13 protein-coding genes are annotated in these 15686 nt (G+C 63.4%); 4 read left to right on the forward strand and 9 right to left on the reverse strand.

The window, feature by feature from the left end:
- Window positions 1-1105, reverse strand: a 1105-nt coding sequence (locus LJD17_RS21305; protein ID WP_227386216.1) for a right-handed parallel beta-helix repeat-containing protein, incomplete at its 3' end; no start/stop codon positions are given.
- A gap of 508 nt (window positions 1106-1613) precedes the next feature.
- Entirely contained in the window at window positions 1614-4238 is a 2625-nt protein-coding gene (clpB, locus tag LJD17_RS21310) for an ATP-dependent chaperone ClpB (RefSeq protein WP_227386217.1), read from the reverse strand.
- A 178-nt stretch (window positions 4239-4416) separates the two neighbouring features.
- On the opposite strand from clpB, the gene LJD17_RS21315 reads away from it, so the two are divergent.
- Complete coding sequence (locus LJD17_RS21315) at window positions 4417-4737, forward strand: hypothetical protein (protein ID WP_227386218.1); 321 nt, start codon at window positions 4417-4419, stop codon at window positions 4735-4737.
- A 3-nt stretch (window positions 4738-4740) separates the two neighbouring features.
- Window positions 4741-5019, forward strand: a complete 279-nt coding sequence (locus tag LJD17_RS21320) for a hypothetical protein (protein ID WP_227386219.1) — start codon at window positions 4741-4743, stop codon at window positions 5017-5019.
- Between the two features lie 64 nt (window positions 5020-5083).
- Here LJD17_RS21320 and LJD17_RS21325 read toward each other — a convergent pair whose 3' ends face one another.
- Window positions 5084-5950: a LysR substrate-binding domain-containing protein gene (locus LJD17_RS21325; RefSeq protein WP_227386220.1), complete on the reverse strand. Its 867-nt coding sequence runs from the start codon at window positions 5948-5950 to the stop codon at window positions 5084-5086.
- A 94-nt stretch (window positions 5951-6044) separates the two neighbouring features.
- Between LJD17_RS21325 and LJD17_RS21330 the strand changes: the two genes are divergently transcribed.
- Window positions 6045-6461 carry a tautomerase family protein gene (locus LJD17_RS21330; RefSeq protein ID WP_227386221.1) on the forward strand — a complete coding sequence of 139 codons (417 nt, stop codon included), beginning with the start codon at window positions 6045-6047 and terminating at the stop codon, window positions 6459-6461.
- A 68-nt stretch (window positions 6462-6529) separates the two neighbouring features.
- Window positions 6530-7312: an MOSC domain-containing protein gene (locus LJD17_RS21335; protein WP_227386222.1), complete on the forward strand. Its 783-nt coding sequence runs from the start codon at window positions 6530-6532 to the stop codon at window positions 7310-7312.
- A 75-nt stretch (window positions 7313-7387) separates the two neighbouring features.
- Here the strand turns inward: LJD17_RS21335 and LJD17_RS21340 are convergent, their stop codons facing one another.
- The 6 genes from LJD17_RS21340 to ptsP all read right to left on the reverse strand — a co-directional run bounded on the left by LJD17_RS21340 (window position 7388) and on the right by ptsP (window position 15684).
- On the reverse strand, window positions 7388-9595 hold the full coding sequence (locus tag LJD17_RS21340) for a patatin-like phospholipase domain-containing protein (RefSeq protein ID WP_227386223.1): 2208 nt from the start codon (window positions 9593-9595) through the stop codon (window positions 7388-7390).
- A gap of 140 nt (window positions 9596-9735) precedes the next feature.
- Window positions 9736-10647, reverse strand: a complete 912-nt coding sequence (locus LJD17_RS21345; protein ID WP_227386224.1) for a DUF4167 domain-containing protein — start codon at window positions 10645-10647, stop codon at window positions 9736-9738.
- A gap of 420 nt (window positions 10648-11067) precedes the next feature.
- A complete protein-coding gene (gene prmC / locus LJD17_RS21350; RefSeq protein ID WP_227386225.1) occupies window positions 11068-11928 on the reverse strand; it encodes a peptide chain release factor N(5)-glutamine methyltransferase in 861 nt (286 codons plus the stop codon).
- A complete protein-coding gene (gene fosX / locus LJD17_RS21355) occupies window positions 11925-12338 on the reverse strand; it encodes a FosX/FosE/FosI family fosfomycin resistance hydrolase (protein ID WP_227386226.1) in 414 nt (137 codons plus the stop codon). Before fosX ends, prmC begins: the two co-directional genes overlap by 4 nt.
- The gene (gene prfA, locus LJD17_RS21360; RefSeq protein ID WP_227386227.1) at window positions 12335-13417 is read right to left on the reverse strand and encodes a peptide chain release factor 1; all 1083 of its coding nucleotides are present in this window, start codon (window positions 13415-13417) and stop codon (window positions 12335-12337) included. The genes fosX and prfA overlap by 4 nt, the downstream gene beginning before the upstream one ends.
- Window positions 13417-15684: a phosphoenolpyruvate--protein phosphotransferase gene (ptsP, locus tag LJD17_RS21365; RefSeq protein WP_227386228.1), complete on the reverse strand. Its 2268-nt coding sequence runs from the start codon at window positions 15682-15684 to the stop codon at window positions 13417-13419. The genes prfA and ptsP overlap by 1 nt, the downstream gene beginning before the upstream one ends.
- Window positions 15685-15686: the final 2 nt, after the last annotated feature.

The following is a 15686-nucleotide window of genomic DNA, read 5'->3' on the forward strand; positions in this document are numbered from 1 at the left end:
TGTCGTTGCCGTCACCGCCGTTGAGGACGTTGGCGCCGCCATAGCCGGTGATGACGTTGTCCAGGCTGTTGCCGGTGCCGTTGATGGCGCCGTCGCCGGTGAGCTGCAGGTTCTCGACATTGGCCGCCAGGGTGTGGGTGATCGTGCTCTGGACCGTATCGGTGCCCTGGCCGGCGAGCTCGACGACCTTGTCGCCGGTGTGGTTGACCACATAGGTGTCGTTGCCGGCCAGGCCCTTGAGGGTGTCGGCGCCGGTGGTGCCCTTGAGGGTATCGGCGCCGGTGGTGCCGGTGATGTCGGTCGAAGGCGTCGGCGTGGGCGTAGGAGTAGGCGTCGGTGAGCCGCCAGAATAGGAATCCGGCGCCTGCGCGGGCGACGCACCATTGGTGACCATGGTGTTGTTGATCATGGTCGGCATATGCCCCTGGCTGTCGGCGCGGATATACTCGTAGCCGTAATAGCCTTTAACCACATAGTTGTTTGCCCATGTCACGTTCGTGATGGGCGCGTTCGTATAGGTTCCGATGTTGTAGATCGGGAAATTGCCCGGAGAGGCGAGGTAGTTGTCGTGGATCGACACGTGATCCACCGCGCCAAAAGTGTTCGCGACGAAAACCGCCGAGACGCCGTTGGGCGATCCATCGTTGATGATGGTGTTGTGCACGACCTCGACATTGGCGTTGTCGCCGAAGATCTGGATACCGTCGAAGTGCCCACCTTCGTTGTTCAAGAAGTTATGGATGTAGTTTCCCTCGATTTTGGTGGCGACGTTGCCTTCGATGTTGATGCCGTTCTCGCAGCCGTAGATGTTGTTGCCGACAAAGGTCCCGGCGCCGCCGATGCCGTTGAGCACCTGGCCCTGGCCATCGATCTCGCAGTTCTTCACCGTCACGCCCTTCAGGCCGTGATCGATGCGCACCCCATAATAGTTGTCCGACGTAATCTTGCAGTTCTGGATCGTTACGTTCTCGGCCCGGACCCAGATCTGGCCGCGCACGTTGAGGTTGCTGAGAACCGTGCCGGCTTTGGTGACGATGATGTCCCCGGACGGCGTCAGCGTGACACCAGACGGCAAGCCCGTCGTCGATGCAGTGGGAAAGGTCATGATCAATTCCTGTTTTGTAAAAGCTGAAAGGTGATGGGAAAGCGGAATGGTTCAGTGCGCAGAAAGCCGGCGCCTGAACCGTGTCGGTCGGCAATGCGGACTTGAATGATCGGGACATGCAAAAAAGCGTGGTGACCGGACGAGCGTGGACAAAGGCTTCTGCTTCGACACAGCCTTGTGCTGGCAGATCCTGTCGGCTCGCGGGTTCTAGGAAACGAGGACGTTCATGTGCAATGCCCCTTGGAAGTCCATTTTTTGAATGTTCATTTTGAAATCGTTTCAGCTTCTCCTTTCGGTTCCGGGTCGGGATAATGAGAACAAAGCGACAAAAAGGTGTTTGGAAACGCAGTTTTATTACATGTTATAACATATTTAGATCTTGTGATGATCGGCCACTTTCATGTGAAAAGACGCCAGGAATTTTAGCCGTTCGGGTCAGCACATAAAAAGAGCCCCGCAGATGATCTGCGGGGCTCCTGATGCCGGATTTGGGATTATTGCCAGGCCGTCAGTTCAGCCGGACGCCTTCCGGCGCTTTCTCGGGCGCCTTGGTGACCGGTACGTCGCCGATGATCAGACCGAGCGGGCCCGCGTGAACGGTCACGGGCTCGCCATCGTGGATCTCGCCGGAGAGGATCTGTTCCGCGAGCGGGTCCTGCACGTTTTTCTGGATCACGCGCTTCAGAGGACGGGCCCCGTAGGCCGGGTCGTAGCCTTTGTCGGCGAGCCACTCGCGCGCTTCCGGGTCGAGCGTCAGGGTGATCTTGCGATCCTCCAGGAGCTTCTGCAGGCGTGTGATCTGGATGTCGACGATGGCACCCATTTCCGACCGCTTCAGCCGATGGAACAGAATGATCTCGTCCACGCGGTTGAGGAATTCCGGCCGGAAATGCGCCCGCACCACACCCATCACCTCGTCGCGCACAGCGTCGCTGTCCTGACCTTCCGGCTGGTTCACCAGATACTCGGCGCCGAGATTCGACGTCATGATGATCAGTGTGTTGCGGAAGTCCACGGTGCGTCCTTGCCCGTCCGTGAGACGTCCGTCGTCGAGCACCTGGAGCAGCACGTTGAAGACGTCGGGATGCGCTTTCTCGATCTCGTCGAACAGCACGACCTGATAGGGCCGGCGACGAACGGCTTCGGTGAGCGCACCGCCTTCCTCGTATCCCACGTAGCCCGGAGGCGCTCCAATCAGCCGCGCGACCGAGTGCTTTTCCATATACTCCGACATGTCGAGGCGGATCAGCGCCGTTTCATCATCGAACAGGAAGCTCGCCAACGCCTTCGTCAGCTCGGTCTTGCCCACGCCTGTCGGGCCGAGGAACATGAACGAACCGATGGGTCTGTTGGGATCCTGCAGGCCCGCGCGGGCACGGCGGACCGCCGTGGACACCGCTTCTACCGCTTCGCGTTGGCCGATGACTCGCTTTGCCAGCTGCTGCTCCATCTGCAGCAGTTTCTCGCGCTCCCCTTCGAGCATTTTATCGACAGGCACGCCGGTCCAGCGGGAGACGACCTGCGCGACGTGATCGGGCGTGACCGCCTCCTCCATCATGCCTGCACCGTCACCCTTGGCCTCGGTGTCGGCGAGTTCCTTCTCGAGGCCCGGAATGATGCCATAGGAGAGTTCGCCCGCCTTCGCCCAGTCGCCGGAGCGCTGAGCATTGGCAAGCTGCGTGCGCGCTTCGTCGAGCCGCTTCTTCAGCTCCGCCGCATGGCCGAGCTTGTCCTTTTCGGACTTCCATCGCGCCGTGATCGCCGCCGATTGCTCTTCCAGATCCGCAAGCTCCTTTTCAAGGCGCAGGAGGCGATCCTTGGAGGCCGCGTCCGTTTCCTTCTTGAGCGCTTCCTGCTCGATCTTCAGGCGCACGATCTCGCGATCGATGTTGTCGAGCTCCTCGGGCTTCGAATCCACCTGCATGCGCAGGCGCGAGGAGGCCTCGTCCACGAGGTCGATCGCCTTGTCCGGCAGGAACCGGTCGGTGATGTAGCGGTTCGAAAGCGTCGCCGCGGCGACAAGCGCCGAGTCGGTGATGCGCACGCCGTGGTGCTGCTCGTATTTTTCTTTCAGGCCGCGCAGAATCGATACCGTGTCTTCCACGGTCGGCTCATTCACGAAAACGGGCTGGAACCGGCGGGCAAGCGCCGCATCCTTCTCCACATGCTTGCGATACTCATCGAGAGTCGTGGCGCCGACACAGTGCAGCTCACCGCGAGCCAGAGCAGGCTTCAGGAGGTTGGAGGCATCCATGGCCCCATCCGCCTTGCCTGCGCCGACGAGCGTATGCATTTCGTCGATGAACAGGATGATGCCGCCTTCCGCCGACGTCACCTCGCTCAGGACGGCCTTCAAACGTTCCTCGAACTCGCCCCGGTATTTCGCCCCGGCGATCAATGCCCCCATGTCGAGGGCAAGCAACTGCTTGTCCTTCAGGGATTCGGGGACGTCCCCATTGACGATGCGCAGCGCAAGTCCTTCCACGATGGCGGTCTTGCCGACGCCCGGCTCGCCGATGAGGACGGGATTGTTCTTGGTGCGCCGGGACAGAACCTGGATCGTGCGGCGAATTTCCTCGTCACGTCCGATCACGGGATCGAGCTTGCCCTCGCGGGCAGCTTCGGTGAGGTCGCGGGCGTATTTCTTGAGCGCATCATAGGCGTTCTCGGCCGTGACATTGTCTGCCGTACGGCCTTTGCGGAGCGCGTTGATCGCAGCGTTCAGCGATTGGGGGTTCACGCCCGCCTGCGCCAGGATGCGCCCGGCATCCGTGTCCTTGTCGAGCGCGAGCGCCAGCAGCATGCGCTCCACGGTGACATAGGAATCGCCTGCTTTCTCGGCGGCCTTTTCGGCATTGTCGAAAAAGCGCATCAGCTCGCGCGTTGCCTGCGGCTGCGAGGCGGCGCCTGAAACCTTCGGCTGCTTGGCAAGCCATTGCTCGACCGCCGCATGCGCCTCGCGGGACCGCCCGCCCGCCCGATCGATAAGACCGGCGCACAAGCCTTCCGGATCGTCGAGCAGAACCTTGAGCACATGGCCGGGAGCCAATTGTGGATGGCCTTCCCGCATGGCGAGATTCTGAGCTGCCTGGACGAAGCCGCGCGCGCGCTCGGTGTATTTCTCGAAATTCATCTTCACCCCTCCTGGAACCTGTCCGTCCTTCGAAGCGGCCCGGGCAGGTTCTTGCGATGTCGGACCTTCCTGTCGAAGCATCCGCTGCGCTTAAAGTGGTGTGGCGGATCCGCCACAACAAGAGGGGGAACCGCTTGTCGAGCCTTGCATTGATCCTCCAGGATTCATGGAGGTGATCATGACACGCGATCCGCGTTCCGACGCCGAAAAAGCCCGCGCCGATCTGGCCCGGAATTCCGAGCTCGGGATGGCTGTCCCGGAAAGCCCCCTGGAGCGCGAGCCCTCCGTGACCCCGAAAACCTTCGGCGATACGACACAAAAAGCCAATGTGCTCGTCGACCCGGAAGGGACGGGAGCCGGCGGCCCCGAAAGGGATGACGGCGACTCTACCGGGACCGGCACAATTCCGCCGGATGGCCGTGTGCCGGTCTGGCCTGAGGATTCCGATACACATCAAACCACCAACGATGAGGACGTGCTTTCGCGCGCCAAGGAGTAGACGATGGTCCTATCCAAGCTGACCGATGCCCTTTCCCGCCTCAGCCCAAAGAAGCGGCGAGCCGAGAAGGCGCGTGCGGAATTGCGCGCCAATGCCGAGAAGGCTCTTCGGATGAAGCAGGAGGCCGATACCGGCACCCATATTCCGCCGCATCAGACCTCCCATGAAGGCATGCGCAAGGATCCATCGATGATGGATTTCGACCGCAGCAGCGGCCGTGAAGCAGGCTTCACCCCTCAGCTGAAACGGTCCAAGGTTGCTCGCTCGGGCGATGCTTCCTGACGATATAGAGCTGTTCCGACTGAATTGCCCCGCCTCACGGCGGGGCTTTCATTTGGGTCGGGTTTCAAGCCTGGAAGGCCCGGCGGCACAGCTTCACGAGATCGTCCCGGGCCGACCATGCGCCGTTCATGTCGCTCACATAAAGAGAGAAGCCGGCGTTCGGAAGCGGAGGGAGCCTCAAGCGGGCCGCGACGTCGTCCAAGCGCGGCGCCAGAAGATGTCGGGTCCGCACCGTCAGGCCGAGCCCCACTTCGATCGCCAGGCGGAGACCCGAAAGACTGGGACTGGTGAACGCGATGCGATGCGCGCGCCCAACCGCGCCGAGGCTTTCGATCGCCGCCGAGCGGAAAGTGCAGGGCGGGTCGAACATGACCAGCGGGACGGTTGCGTTCCCGGCCATGCTGACGTCGTCCCGCCCGATCCAGATCATCGGGACCTCGGCAAGCTGCTCCCGATTGAGAGGATGATCGCGGCGCAGGGCGATGGCCACATCGATGGTGCCCGTCTGAACCGCGTCGATCAGGGTTGCGGAGCGGTCGACCTGCAAGGTGAGCTCCACATCCGGGTGTTCCCGAGCGAACTGGCCGAGGACATCCGGCAGCACCGCTTCGGCGATGTCCTGCGTGGTCCCGAAGCGGAGCGGTGCCTGCTTCGCGGTCTTGGATGAGAACGCGGATACGGCCTCGTCATTCGCCTGCAGAATGCGCCGGGCAAAGCCGAGCAGCCGCTCACCGGCCAGGGTCAGGACCACTTGGCGATTGTTGCGGCGGAACACCGATGTTCCGAGGTCGGTTTCAAGCTTTTGAATCTGCAGGCTAATCGCCGAAGGGGAGCGCCCCAGCCGATCCGCCGCCTCCGTAAAGCTGCGCCCTTCGGCAATCAGCAAAAAAGCCCGGAGCACGGCGATATCGAGGTGACGTTCGGCGACCATATGTTGAGATTATATAAAATATTAATATTGATAAATCAATTTTTCTAAATATTTCACGGACCCTATGATGTCCTTGCTCAATGGAGATCCAACCATGCCCATCCTTAATGTCAAAGTCGCCGCCACCCGCTCCGCTCAGCTGTCGCGAACCATTGCCGAAGGCCTTGTCGACCTGACGGCCCGAGTCCTGCGCAAGAACCCGACCATCACCGCGGTCGCTATCGATTATGTGTCGCCCGAAGACTGGATCGTCGGCGGCCGGACATTGGCGGAGCAGCACAAGGCGAGTTTCTGGCTCGACATCAAAGTCGTGGACGGCACCAACACGAAGGACGAAAAGGCCGCTTATCTGGCGGAGGTGTTCGGCTTCATGAGACGCGTCCTCGGAGATCTGCACGAGGAAAGCTATGTGCTGGTCCACGAGGTCTCTGCGGACGCCTACGGCTATGGCGGGACGACCCAGGAATACCGCTATGTGGCGGGAAAGCTTCCCGCGCAACGGGCCGCCTAGGATAGGAGCGGGCAAGGGCCTGACGCAGGGCCCTTGCCGCATTGCCGGGCCGCCGTTATCGAAGAGAAATGAGCATCCGCATCGCCTCTCTTCATCGCTATCCCGTCAAAGGCCTGTCCCCGGAGCGATTGAGTTCCGCTGTTCTGAAAAAGGGCGGCTATTTCCCGGGCGATCGGCTTTTCGCCATTGAAAACGGCCCTTCCGGTTTCGATGACGGCGATCCCCAGCATCAGCCGAAGATCAAGTTTCTGATGCTCATGCGCAACGAGAGCCTGGCGCGGCTGAAGACACGCTATCTCGACACCATCACGACGCTGTTCATCGAGGATAACGGGCGCGAGGTGGCTCGGGGCGATCTCTCCACCCGTGAAGGTCGGCTTGCAATCGAGGCCTTCTTCCGTCGGTTCATGCCGTCCGAGTTACGCGGGCCGCCGAAGGTTCTCACGGCGCCGGAAGGTTTCCGATTCACCGATTCCCGCCGTGGCTTCGTCTCGCTGATCAATCTTGCGAGCGTCGAGGCTCTCGAAGAGGCCATCGGCGCGCCTATCGATCCTCTCCGTTTCCGGGGCAACCTTCATGTGGAAGGCCTTGCGCCCTGGGCTGAGCTCGACCTCGTCGGGCAGGTGCTCACCACGGGCTCCGGAGTCCGGCTCAAGGTGACGAAACGCATCGAGCGTTGCGCGGCGACAAACGTGGACCCTGCAACGGGTATTCGGGACCTCGAAATTCCCAAAACCCTCATGCGGCGATACGGCCACTTCGATTGCGGCATCTATGCCGAGGTTCTGTCGGACGGAACGGTTTCGGAAGGCGATGCGCTCATGCCCGAACAGGCGGAGTTGGCCCTCTAGCGCATCAGGCGGAAGAAGGGCCTCGATCTGCCGTGATGCGCTCTTCAAGGAGTGAGCGCGGGACGGGGCAATCCGTCATGCTTGTCCCGGCAGATCGGGCGGATCCGCTGTTTCCTCGCGCGGGTCGTTGTTGACCAGGGGACGTAGCCTTAGCCGCATCTTCGGACGCGGTGCGGCGCCCGGCGGCCTGCGTCTCTGGTCGGTCCCGAACGCCCGGGGTCTGTCGAACGTGGCGTTGGAATCGGCCTGCGTGGCCGCCGCCATCTTGAGGGCCAGCTGCTCGAGATCGTCCGTCGCCGCGCGATAGAAGTCTTGGGCGCTACGAGGCGCCGGATAACCGAGCTTCTCTTTCGCGCGGCCCGCGATCATGTCGTCGAGAAGGGACTCGCCGCGATGAGCCGCGGCTCTGTCCGACAGGCGCCGCGCTCGCGCAAACCGTCGCGAAAGATCTTCGAACGCCGCCATGAAATTGCGATAGCGGACCCAGCGATGGTTCGCGAAGATCTCCTCGTTGGCGGCCCCGGTTTCCGGGTCCTGTCGCGCTTCCGGATCGAAACGGGCCGAAATCAGGAGACCTGCCGCCTGTCCCCTGCGGTGAAGATCCGCAATGGTGTCCGAACTCATATCGAGGTTCAGCCCGCCCTCATCATCGCGCAAGGCGATGTTGACGACCCGGTCGCGCACTCCCGGCGCGATGAGCATTTGATTGTCGCTCCAGAACCGGGCGGTGTTGAGAAGGGTCTGGAAGAACGGAAGGATTCCGGCCCCCGGCGCCGTATCGAAGGCCGTGAAGGGGACGGGGGAAACCCAGTTTCCTTTCGCCATGGACACGAAACCCCAGACGGCCTCTCCTGGACGCGGATCGCCGGACGGCGGCGCCTTCGGGCGGCTGGCGGCCATGCGCGCCGGATCCCTCGGCTGCGCAATCGGTTTCCGGGTCTCGGGGAGAACCCATTCCGAGGTCCCTTCTTGATCGGCACCGGTTTCGCCGGTGTCGACGATGGGTGCTTCGGCGTCGAAGGGAATGAGATTGAAGCAGAAGGTCGGACGCGACGGAATCGGACTGTCGAAGAAATGGATGGGAAAGTTCGACGTGAGGCCCCCATCCGAGAACCAGACAGGTCGAAGCGGGATGCGCCCGGCGGCATCCTTTTTCGAGAAGTCCGGGGTCAGAAGCGGCACCGCGGACAGGAGAACGGGAAAACTCAAAGAAAGCCGCGCGCCGAAGACCACCGGCAGATCCTGCGGTCTCGGCAGGCGAATCACATCCGCCCGAACCTCCACCCGTTCATCGTAGCTTCCGGCCCGTTCCACCATCCCGTTCACGATCGATGGAGGAAAATACCGCCGCAGCATCTCGATCTCGACATACAGCGGCGAAGGGGTCTCGATGAAGGGGAGCTGCACCATCCGGTGGCGGCTGATGTCGCTCGCAATCATCGCCAGATCGATGGAGCGAGGCTCCGACGGGCTTGGTCCGTCCGCGACGGCGGTGCTGTCCGGTCCGGCATTCCAGAGATCGCCGAACGTGAGCGGCGGGCCATTGTCGTCGCGACCGGCAGCGGCCTGCACCACATGGTTCAACCATGGCGTCAGTGCCTGAAACGGGGGCTTTCCGGCTCCAGTAACGTCATGGGGCGCAAAGTTGCCGGTGCAAATCCCATAGCCGTTCCGACGCCATGCCGGCAACCACCGATATGCTGCCATGATGGCCAGCATGGCAAGCCACACCACGAGCATGAAAGCCATTGTGGCGATCAGGCCGACCAGGAAGAGAAACGGGTAGCCGTCGGCGGCCAGAACGATCAATGCCGCAAGTCCCGTCCCACCGGCGAGCGCCAGGGGCATGGCGACTTGCCAAGTCGACAAGCTCACCGAAAAGACGTGGAAGATCCGCCGCAAATGCCCACCGCGTCCGAGGAGGGGTGTCAGCAGGGCGAGCAGAGGCGCGGTCTGCGGCTCCGGCGTAAACAGATGAAACAGGCGCGAATAGCCGTCATCGGCTTTCTCGCCGAGGGTTGCCGGCAACTCCTCGAGCTGCCGGAACGCATGGGGGTGACGTCCCGTACGGCGGCCATACTCCGCGGCGGCCGTAACAGCCGCCGCGATGGCTCCGACCGATGTCCCGCCGATGGAGTGGAACGAGTAGCGCCGCGCGATCATCGCGATGGCACCGGGATAGATGATCCCGCTTGTGATGCCGCCTGCCATGACCACATCGCATTCGAGCAAGGCTCTCGGCTCCGTCGGAGCCTGATCGGAATTGTCGCTTGCATGCGTCATGGGGAAACCCGTGTGGCCGAGGCAGCCTCGGGAAGCATTTCACGACGGAATGCCGGGATCAAATGACCGACGGAGGAGCCGGCCACGAAAAAGGGAGGGCGTGAGCCCTCCCTTTCCGGTGATGCCTTCAAGGCAGCAGATTATTCCGCTGCGGGTGTCTCGACACCTTCGAACCCTGCGGGAGCCTCCGCACCGGCTTCGTCGGCCGCGGTACGGCGGGGGCGCCGGGTGCGGCGGCGGGGACGGGCGTCTTCGTCGTTCGCAGCTTCCTGCGGCACGGGAGCCGCGACGGCCTCCGGCTCTTCGACGATGGGCGCGCGAACCGGGTTCGTCAGGAATGCCGGCAAGCTGCCGGTGTCCTGCGCCTCGGCCTCTTCACGTTGGCGTTCGCGACGGAAAGGAGCCCGTCCGTTCCGCTCCTGGCGTTCACCTCGCTCGGCGCGCTCCGGACGTTCCGGACGATCGCTCCGCTCGGGACGTTCGAACTCGAGACGGGGCTGCTCGTCACGGGCGAAATCCTGGCGCGGTCCACGATCGCGCTGGAAGCGCTCACGCCGTTCACCACGCTCCTGGCGTTCCCCGCGATCCTGACGCTCGCCACGCTCCTGACGGTCTCCGCGCTCTTGGCGCTCGGCACGGTCCTGACGATCGCCTCGGTCGAAACGGGAGGGACGCTCACGTTCGCCGTCCTGCCGGGCCTCGTAGGGCTGCGGCTGGGAGCCCGGATCCATATCCTCGCCGTTGGCATAGGGTTGGCGGTCGCCCGCGAAGCCCTCGTCCTCTCCGTCTTCGTCGAAGGGGCGCTGGTAGCCGTACTGCTCGCGCAGCTGCTCCTGAGCGGCGGCGATGATGCGGAAATAGTGCTCTGCGTGCTGGAAATAGTTTTCAGCCGCCACCGGATCGCCGCTTGCGGTCGCATCGCGGGCGAGCTGGCTGTATTTCTCAGCAATATGCTGCGCGGTGCCGCGGATCTTTACATCCGGGCCGTTCGATTCGTAGCTCCGCGTCAGGGGATTGGGCCCCTTGTTGCCGTTGCGGTTACGACCGCGCATGCGCCTGTTCTGTCCTGGTCTCATTCTGGTCTACGACCCTCGCTGGTTCTTCGAGCCCACGCGATGCAAGCCAATGTCTCACCGAACGGGCTCTCATGCCTAACGTTCGCGTGGCAACCGTCTGTCGTTAAGCCACAGCTTTCACAGCCTTGGCCATCCTTCAGTGTCGGGTTCAAATGATCACGCCCGGCTGTTCAAATTGCCCCTGCCTGCGCGCGATTGATATCGTTTGGTCTCCGGGATTCGCCCGTATAGGGTTCCACCGATTTATGTCGACCGAGGACGATCTCTAAACCCGAATCTAGCGGGTTCCGCTCGGTCCAACAAGCGATATTTCAGCCTTTATCCCCTGGAGAGGCGATAAACCTCCCTCAGAGGGTGCCCTTGGAATTTCCCTGGGAACGTGGAATTTCCATGCGATCATGTCCGTTTCAGGGCAATGCAGCGGGGGTTGTTCGATAGATCGTGAACGAGGGAGATGACTTCAAGGGCGTAATCCGCGGCCAAACGGCTCACCGGCTCGGCCTGATCGTAGCCGATCTCCAGGATCATCAGGCCCCCCGGCGTCAACAGGCGATCCGCCTCGCCGATGAGCACCCGGTAGGGGCCGAGCCCGTCCGGGCCGCCGTCGAGGGCGAGGCGGGGATCATGTTCCCGCACCTCCCTGTCCAGGGTATCGACGATGGGCGAGGCGATATAGGGCGGATTGGACACGATCAGATCGAACGGTCCCCTGAGGGCCGCGGCCCAGTTTGAAACGGCAAAAAAAGCCCGGTCGCCGACCCCGTTCAGGGAGGCATTCTCCCGCGCCGTTCGGGCCGCACCTTCCGAAAGATCGATTCCGATCCCCAGGGCCTGAGGCAGCTCGTGAAGCAGCGCCGTCAGGATGGCCCCTGTCCCGGTCCCGAAATCCACGATCCGGAGGGACGATCGATGGTCCGGAAGCAGCCGGAGCGCCGTTTCGACCAGGGTTTCAGTATCCGGCCGCGGCACCAGCGTTTCCGCCGAAAGACGAAATGGCAGCCCCCAGAATTCCCGGTAGCCGAGGATCCGGGCGACCGGCTCATGGGCGAGGCGACGCTTCACAAGGGATGCAAGCGCCTCTGTCTCCGCTGAGGTGAGAATGTTTTCCGGACGCATCACCAGTTCCGTCGCCGGAATGTCGAGAGCTGCCAGAAGCAGCAGGCGCGCATCCAGGGCGGGGGTCTCGAACCCGGCTTCTGCCAAGCTTTTACGAAGCTGAGCCAGGGCCTCCGACCGGGTCGGATTGCGCAGGGTCACCGGTTTCTGCCCAGGCGGTAGCGCTCGAGGCGCTCTTCGAGCGTGCCCGTATGGAGCTCGAACAGGTGATTGTCGTGGTCATAGAAATAAAGGGAGGCGCCTTCCCCTTCGACCCGCGGACGGGACTCCCGGAACTCCAGCCCCAGCGTCTCGATTCGTCGGCGATAGGTATCGATTTCCCCTGCCGGGATCTTGAAGGCGATGTGGTTGTAGGACCGGCCAGGAAGGCTCTCACCCTCCATGATGGCAATCCAGAGCCCCCCGGCCAGATAGAATTTCTCCCGCGACAGCGAGAAGGTTTCCTCGCCCGAGGCATAGACCTCCCGGCCGTCCAGAACCGTCTCGATGATCTGGCCCATGCGGGCCAAATCGCGGGTGATCAGGGTGATGTGGCTCAGGCCTTCGATCACGCCGCCTCGTCCTGCGCCGCCAGCTGGGCCGCCTGATGCTCGGTCACCAGGGCATCGACAAGCTCGTCGAGGGCGTTGCCGCTCAGCACTTCTTCCAGCTTGTAGAGCGTCAGGTTGATCCGGTGGTCGGTCACGCGGCCCTGCGGGAAGTTGTAGGTCCGGATGCGCTCGGAACGGTCGCCCGAGCCGACCTGGGATTTCCGGTCCGCCGCCCGGGCGGCGTCCTTTGCGGTGCGCTCCGCGTCGTAGAGGCGGGCCTTGAGCAGGGCCAGCGCCCTGGCGCGGTTCTTGTGCTGGGAGCGCTCGTCCTGGACGAACACCACCGTGCCGGTCGGGATATGGGTGATGCGGATGGCCGATTCGGTCTTGTTCACGTGCTGACCGCCCGCGCCTTGAGCGCGCATCGTGTCGATCTTCAGATCCGCATCGTTGATGGCGATGTCCACGTCCTCGGCTTCCGGAAGCACGGCCACCGTGGCGGCCGACGTATGGATGCGCCCTTGCGTTTCCGTATCGGGAACCCGTTGGACCCGGTGAACGCCGCTTTCGAATTTCAGGCGCGCAAAGACCCCGCGCCCCTTCACCTCGGCCACCACTTCCTTGTAGCCGCCCGCCGTGCCCTCGCTCTCCGACAGGATCTCGACCTTCCAGCCTTTCAGATCGGCATAGCGGGAGTACATGCGGAGAAGATCGCCCGCGAAAAGCGCCGCCTCGTCGCCGCCGGTGCCGGCCCGGATTTCGAGGATCGCGCTCTTCTCGTCCGCCTCGTCCTTCGGCAGGAGCATGAGGCGAAGGTTCTGGGCCGCGTGCTCCAGATCCTCCCGTGCCCGCGGCAGCTCTTCGCCCGCCAAGGCGCGCATCTCGGGATCCGCGTCATCGAGCATGGCCTGGAGGCCCGCGAGGTTCTCCTCCATGGCGCGATAAGCCTTGATGGCCGCCACGACGTCATCGAGTTCCGCCAACTCGCGGGACAGCGACACGATGGTGTCGGAATCGGACGCCGCATTCAGGGTCGCCGTCACGATGTCATGACGGGCCAGGATAGCGTTCAAACGGTCAGACGGAGGGGCAATCGACATCAGATCGGAATACCATGGGTTTCCGCGAATTGGGCGAGCTTCGGGCGCAGCGTATCGCCGCCCCCGGCACGCTCCAGTTCGTCACGCAGGAAGGTCCCGACCGGCCCGGCTTCGAGTTCCAGGAGCATGGCCTTCACAGGGCCGATGGAGGAGGGGGACATGGAGAAGGATCGGTAGCCGAGGCCGATCAGGGCCATGGCCTCGAGGGGCCGGCCGCCGATCTCGCCGCAGACGGTGAGCTGACAGCCGCTCTCCTCGGCCTCGTCCACGACCATCTTGAGAGCCCGCAGCATGGGAGGGCTCAACGGATCGAAACGGTCGGCGACCCGGCGGTTCTCGCGGTCGCTGGCGAAGAGGAATTGCATCAGGTCGTTGGAACCGATGGACAGGAAGTCCGCAACGGCGCAGATCTCCTTCAGCTGGAACAGCAAGGACGGCACTTCGAGCATCGCGCCGAGCTTGAGCTCGCTCGGCAGGGGGTAGCCGTGGCGTGACAGATGGGCTTTCTCGCGCTCGACGATCTCCCTGGCCCGAATGAACTCGTCGCAGGTCGCCACCATCGGGAACATGATCTTGAGGGCATGTCCGCCGGCCGCCTTGAGAAGTGCGCGGATCTGCACCCGCAGCAGGCCCGGCCGGTCGAGGCCAATGCGGATGGCGCGCCAGCCGAGAGCCGGGTTCTCCTCCTCGATGGTGTTCATATAGGGAAGGATCTTGTCGCCGCCGATATCGAGCGTCCGGAACGTGATCGGCAGATCGCCCACGGCCGCCACGACGGCGCTGTAGAGGGATTGCTGCTCGGTCGCGGTCGGCATGCGTTCGGCGATCATGAACTGCAGTTCCGTCCTGAACAGGCCGACCCCCTCCGCGCCGGTTTCCGCCAGATGCGGCAGGTCGACGAGAAGGCCGGCATTGAGCTGGAGGCTGATGGGAACGCCGTCCTTGGTCACCGGCGGGACATCCCGCAGCTTGAGATACTGCTCCTGGCGCCGAGCGCGCAGGCGGGCCTTTTCCGCGTAGGCGGCCTCCACGTCGGAACTTGGGCGGATCTGCACCTCACCGGCAGCGCCGTCCACGATGATCGCGTCGCCCTGTTCCGTCAGGGACGTGGCGTTGGCCACCTCGCCGACGGCCGGAATGCCGAGCGCCCGTGCGACGATCGCGATATGGCTTGTCGGTCCCCCCTCCTCGAGCACGAGACCGCGCAGACGCGAACGGTCGTAATCCAGGAGGGCCGCGGGACCCATGGAGCGGGCGACGATAATGGCGTTTTCCGGCAGCGAGCCGCGTTCCGCGACGAGGTTGCGGCCGACGAGGCGGTGCAGCAGCCGGTTGGCGAGATCGTCGAGGTCGTGCAGCCGCTCGCGGAGATAGGGGTCGGTCTGACGCTGCATGCGGGCCCGGTTGTCGGACTGGACGCGCTCCACCGCCGCTTCGGCCGTGAGGCCCGAGGTCACGGCTTCCCGCATGCGCCGCAGCCAACCCTGATCGTGGGCGAACATCCTGAAGGTTTCCAGGACTTCGCGATGTTCGCCATGATGGGCGACGTCCCCGCGCTCGATCAGCTCGTCGATGGAGGTTCGGACCTCGGCAATCGCATGTTCGAGACGCAGCAATTCCGCTTCGACATTCTCGGCGATCAGGTTCTTGACCACCACCCGGGGTTCATGGGGCACCACGTATCCGAGGCCGACCCCGTCCGCCAGGGCGATGCCCTTCTGGTAGACCGGGCGGCGCAGGGCGATGCCCGTCTCGACGGGGGCGAGCGCCTGAAGCTCGCCGGCGGCGATCATCTCCGCCAGCACCATGGCGGTGGTCTGGAGCGCCTCGATCTCTTCTTCGGCATAGACCCGGAGCGTGCGGTTCTGGACGACCAGGACCCCGAGCGTATTCCCGGCGCGCAGGAGCGGCACGCCGAGGAAGGCGTGATAAATTTCCTCGCCCGTCTCGGGCTTGTAGGAGAAGGCCGGGTGAGTCTGGGCGTCGGAGAGGGCCAGCGGCTCCGCCGTCGCGGCGATGAGGCCCACGAGGCCTTCGCCGGAGCGCATGGTGGTTTGGTGAACGGCCTCGCGGTTGAGGCCCTCCGTCGCGAACAGCTCCAGCATGCCGTCGCCACGCATGACATAGACCGAACAGACCTCGGCCACCATGTTTGCGGCGATCAGGACGACGATCTTGTCGAGGCGATCCTGCGCACCGACAGGCTCCGCCATGATCTCGCGGAGGCGGCGCAGCAGAAGGCGCGGACCGCCGGGGGCGCTTGGCATGA

Origin of the sequence: Microvirga rosea (assembly GCF_020595095.1) — a bacterium.
GTDB lineage: Bacteria > Pseudomonadota > Alphaproteobacteria > Rhizobiales > Beijerinckiaceae > Microvirga > Microvirga rosea.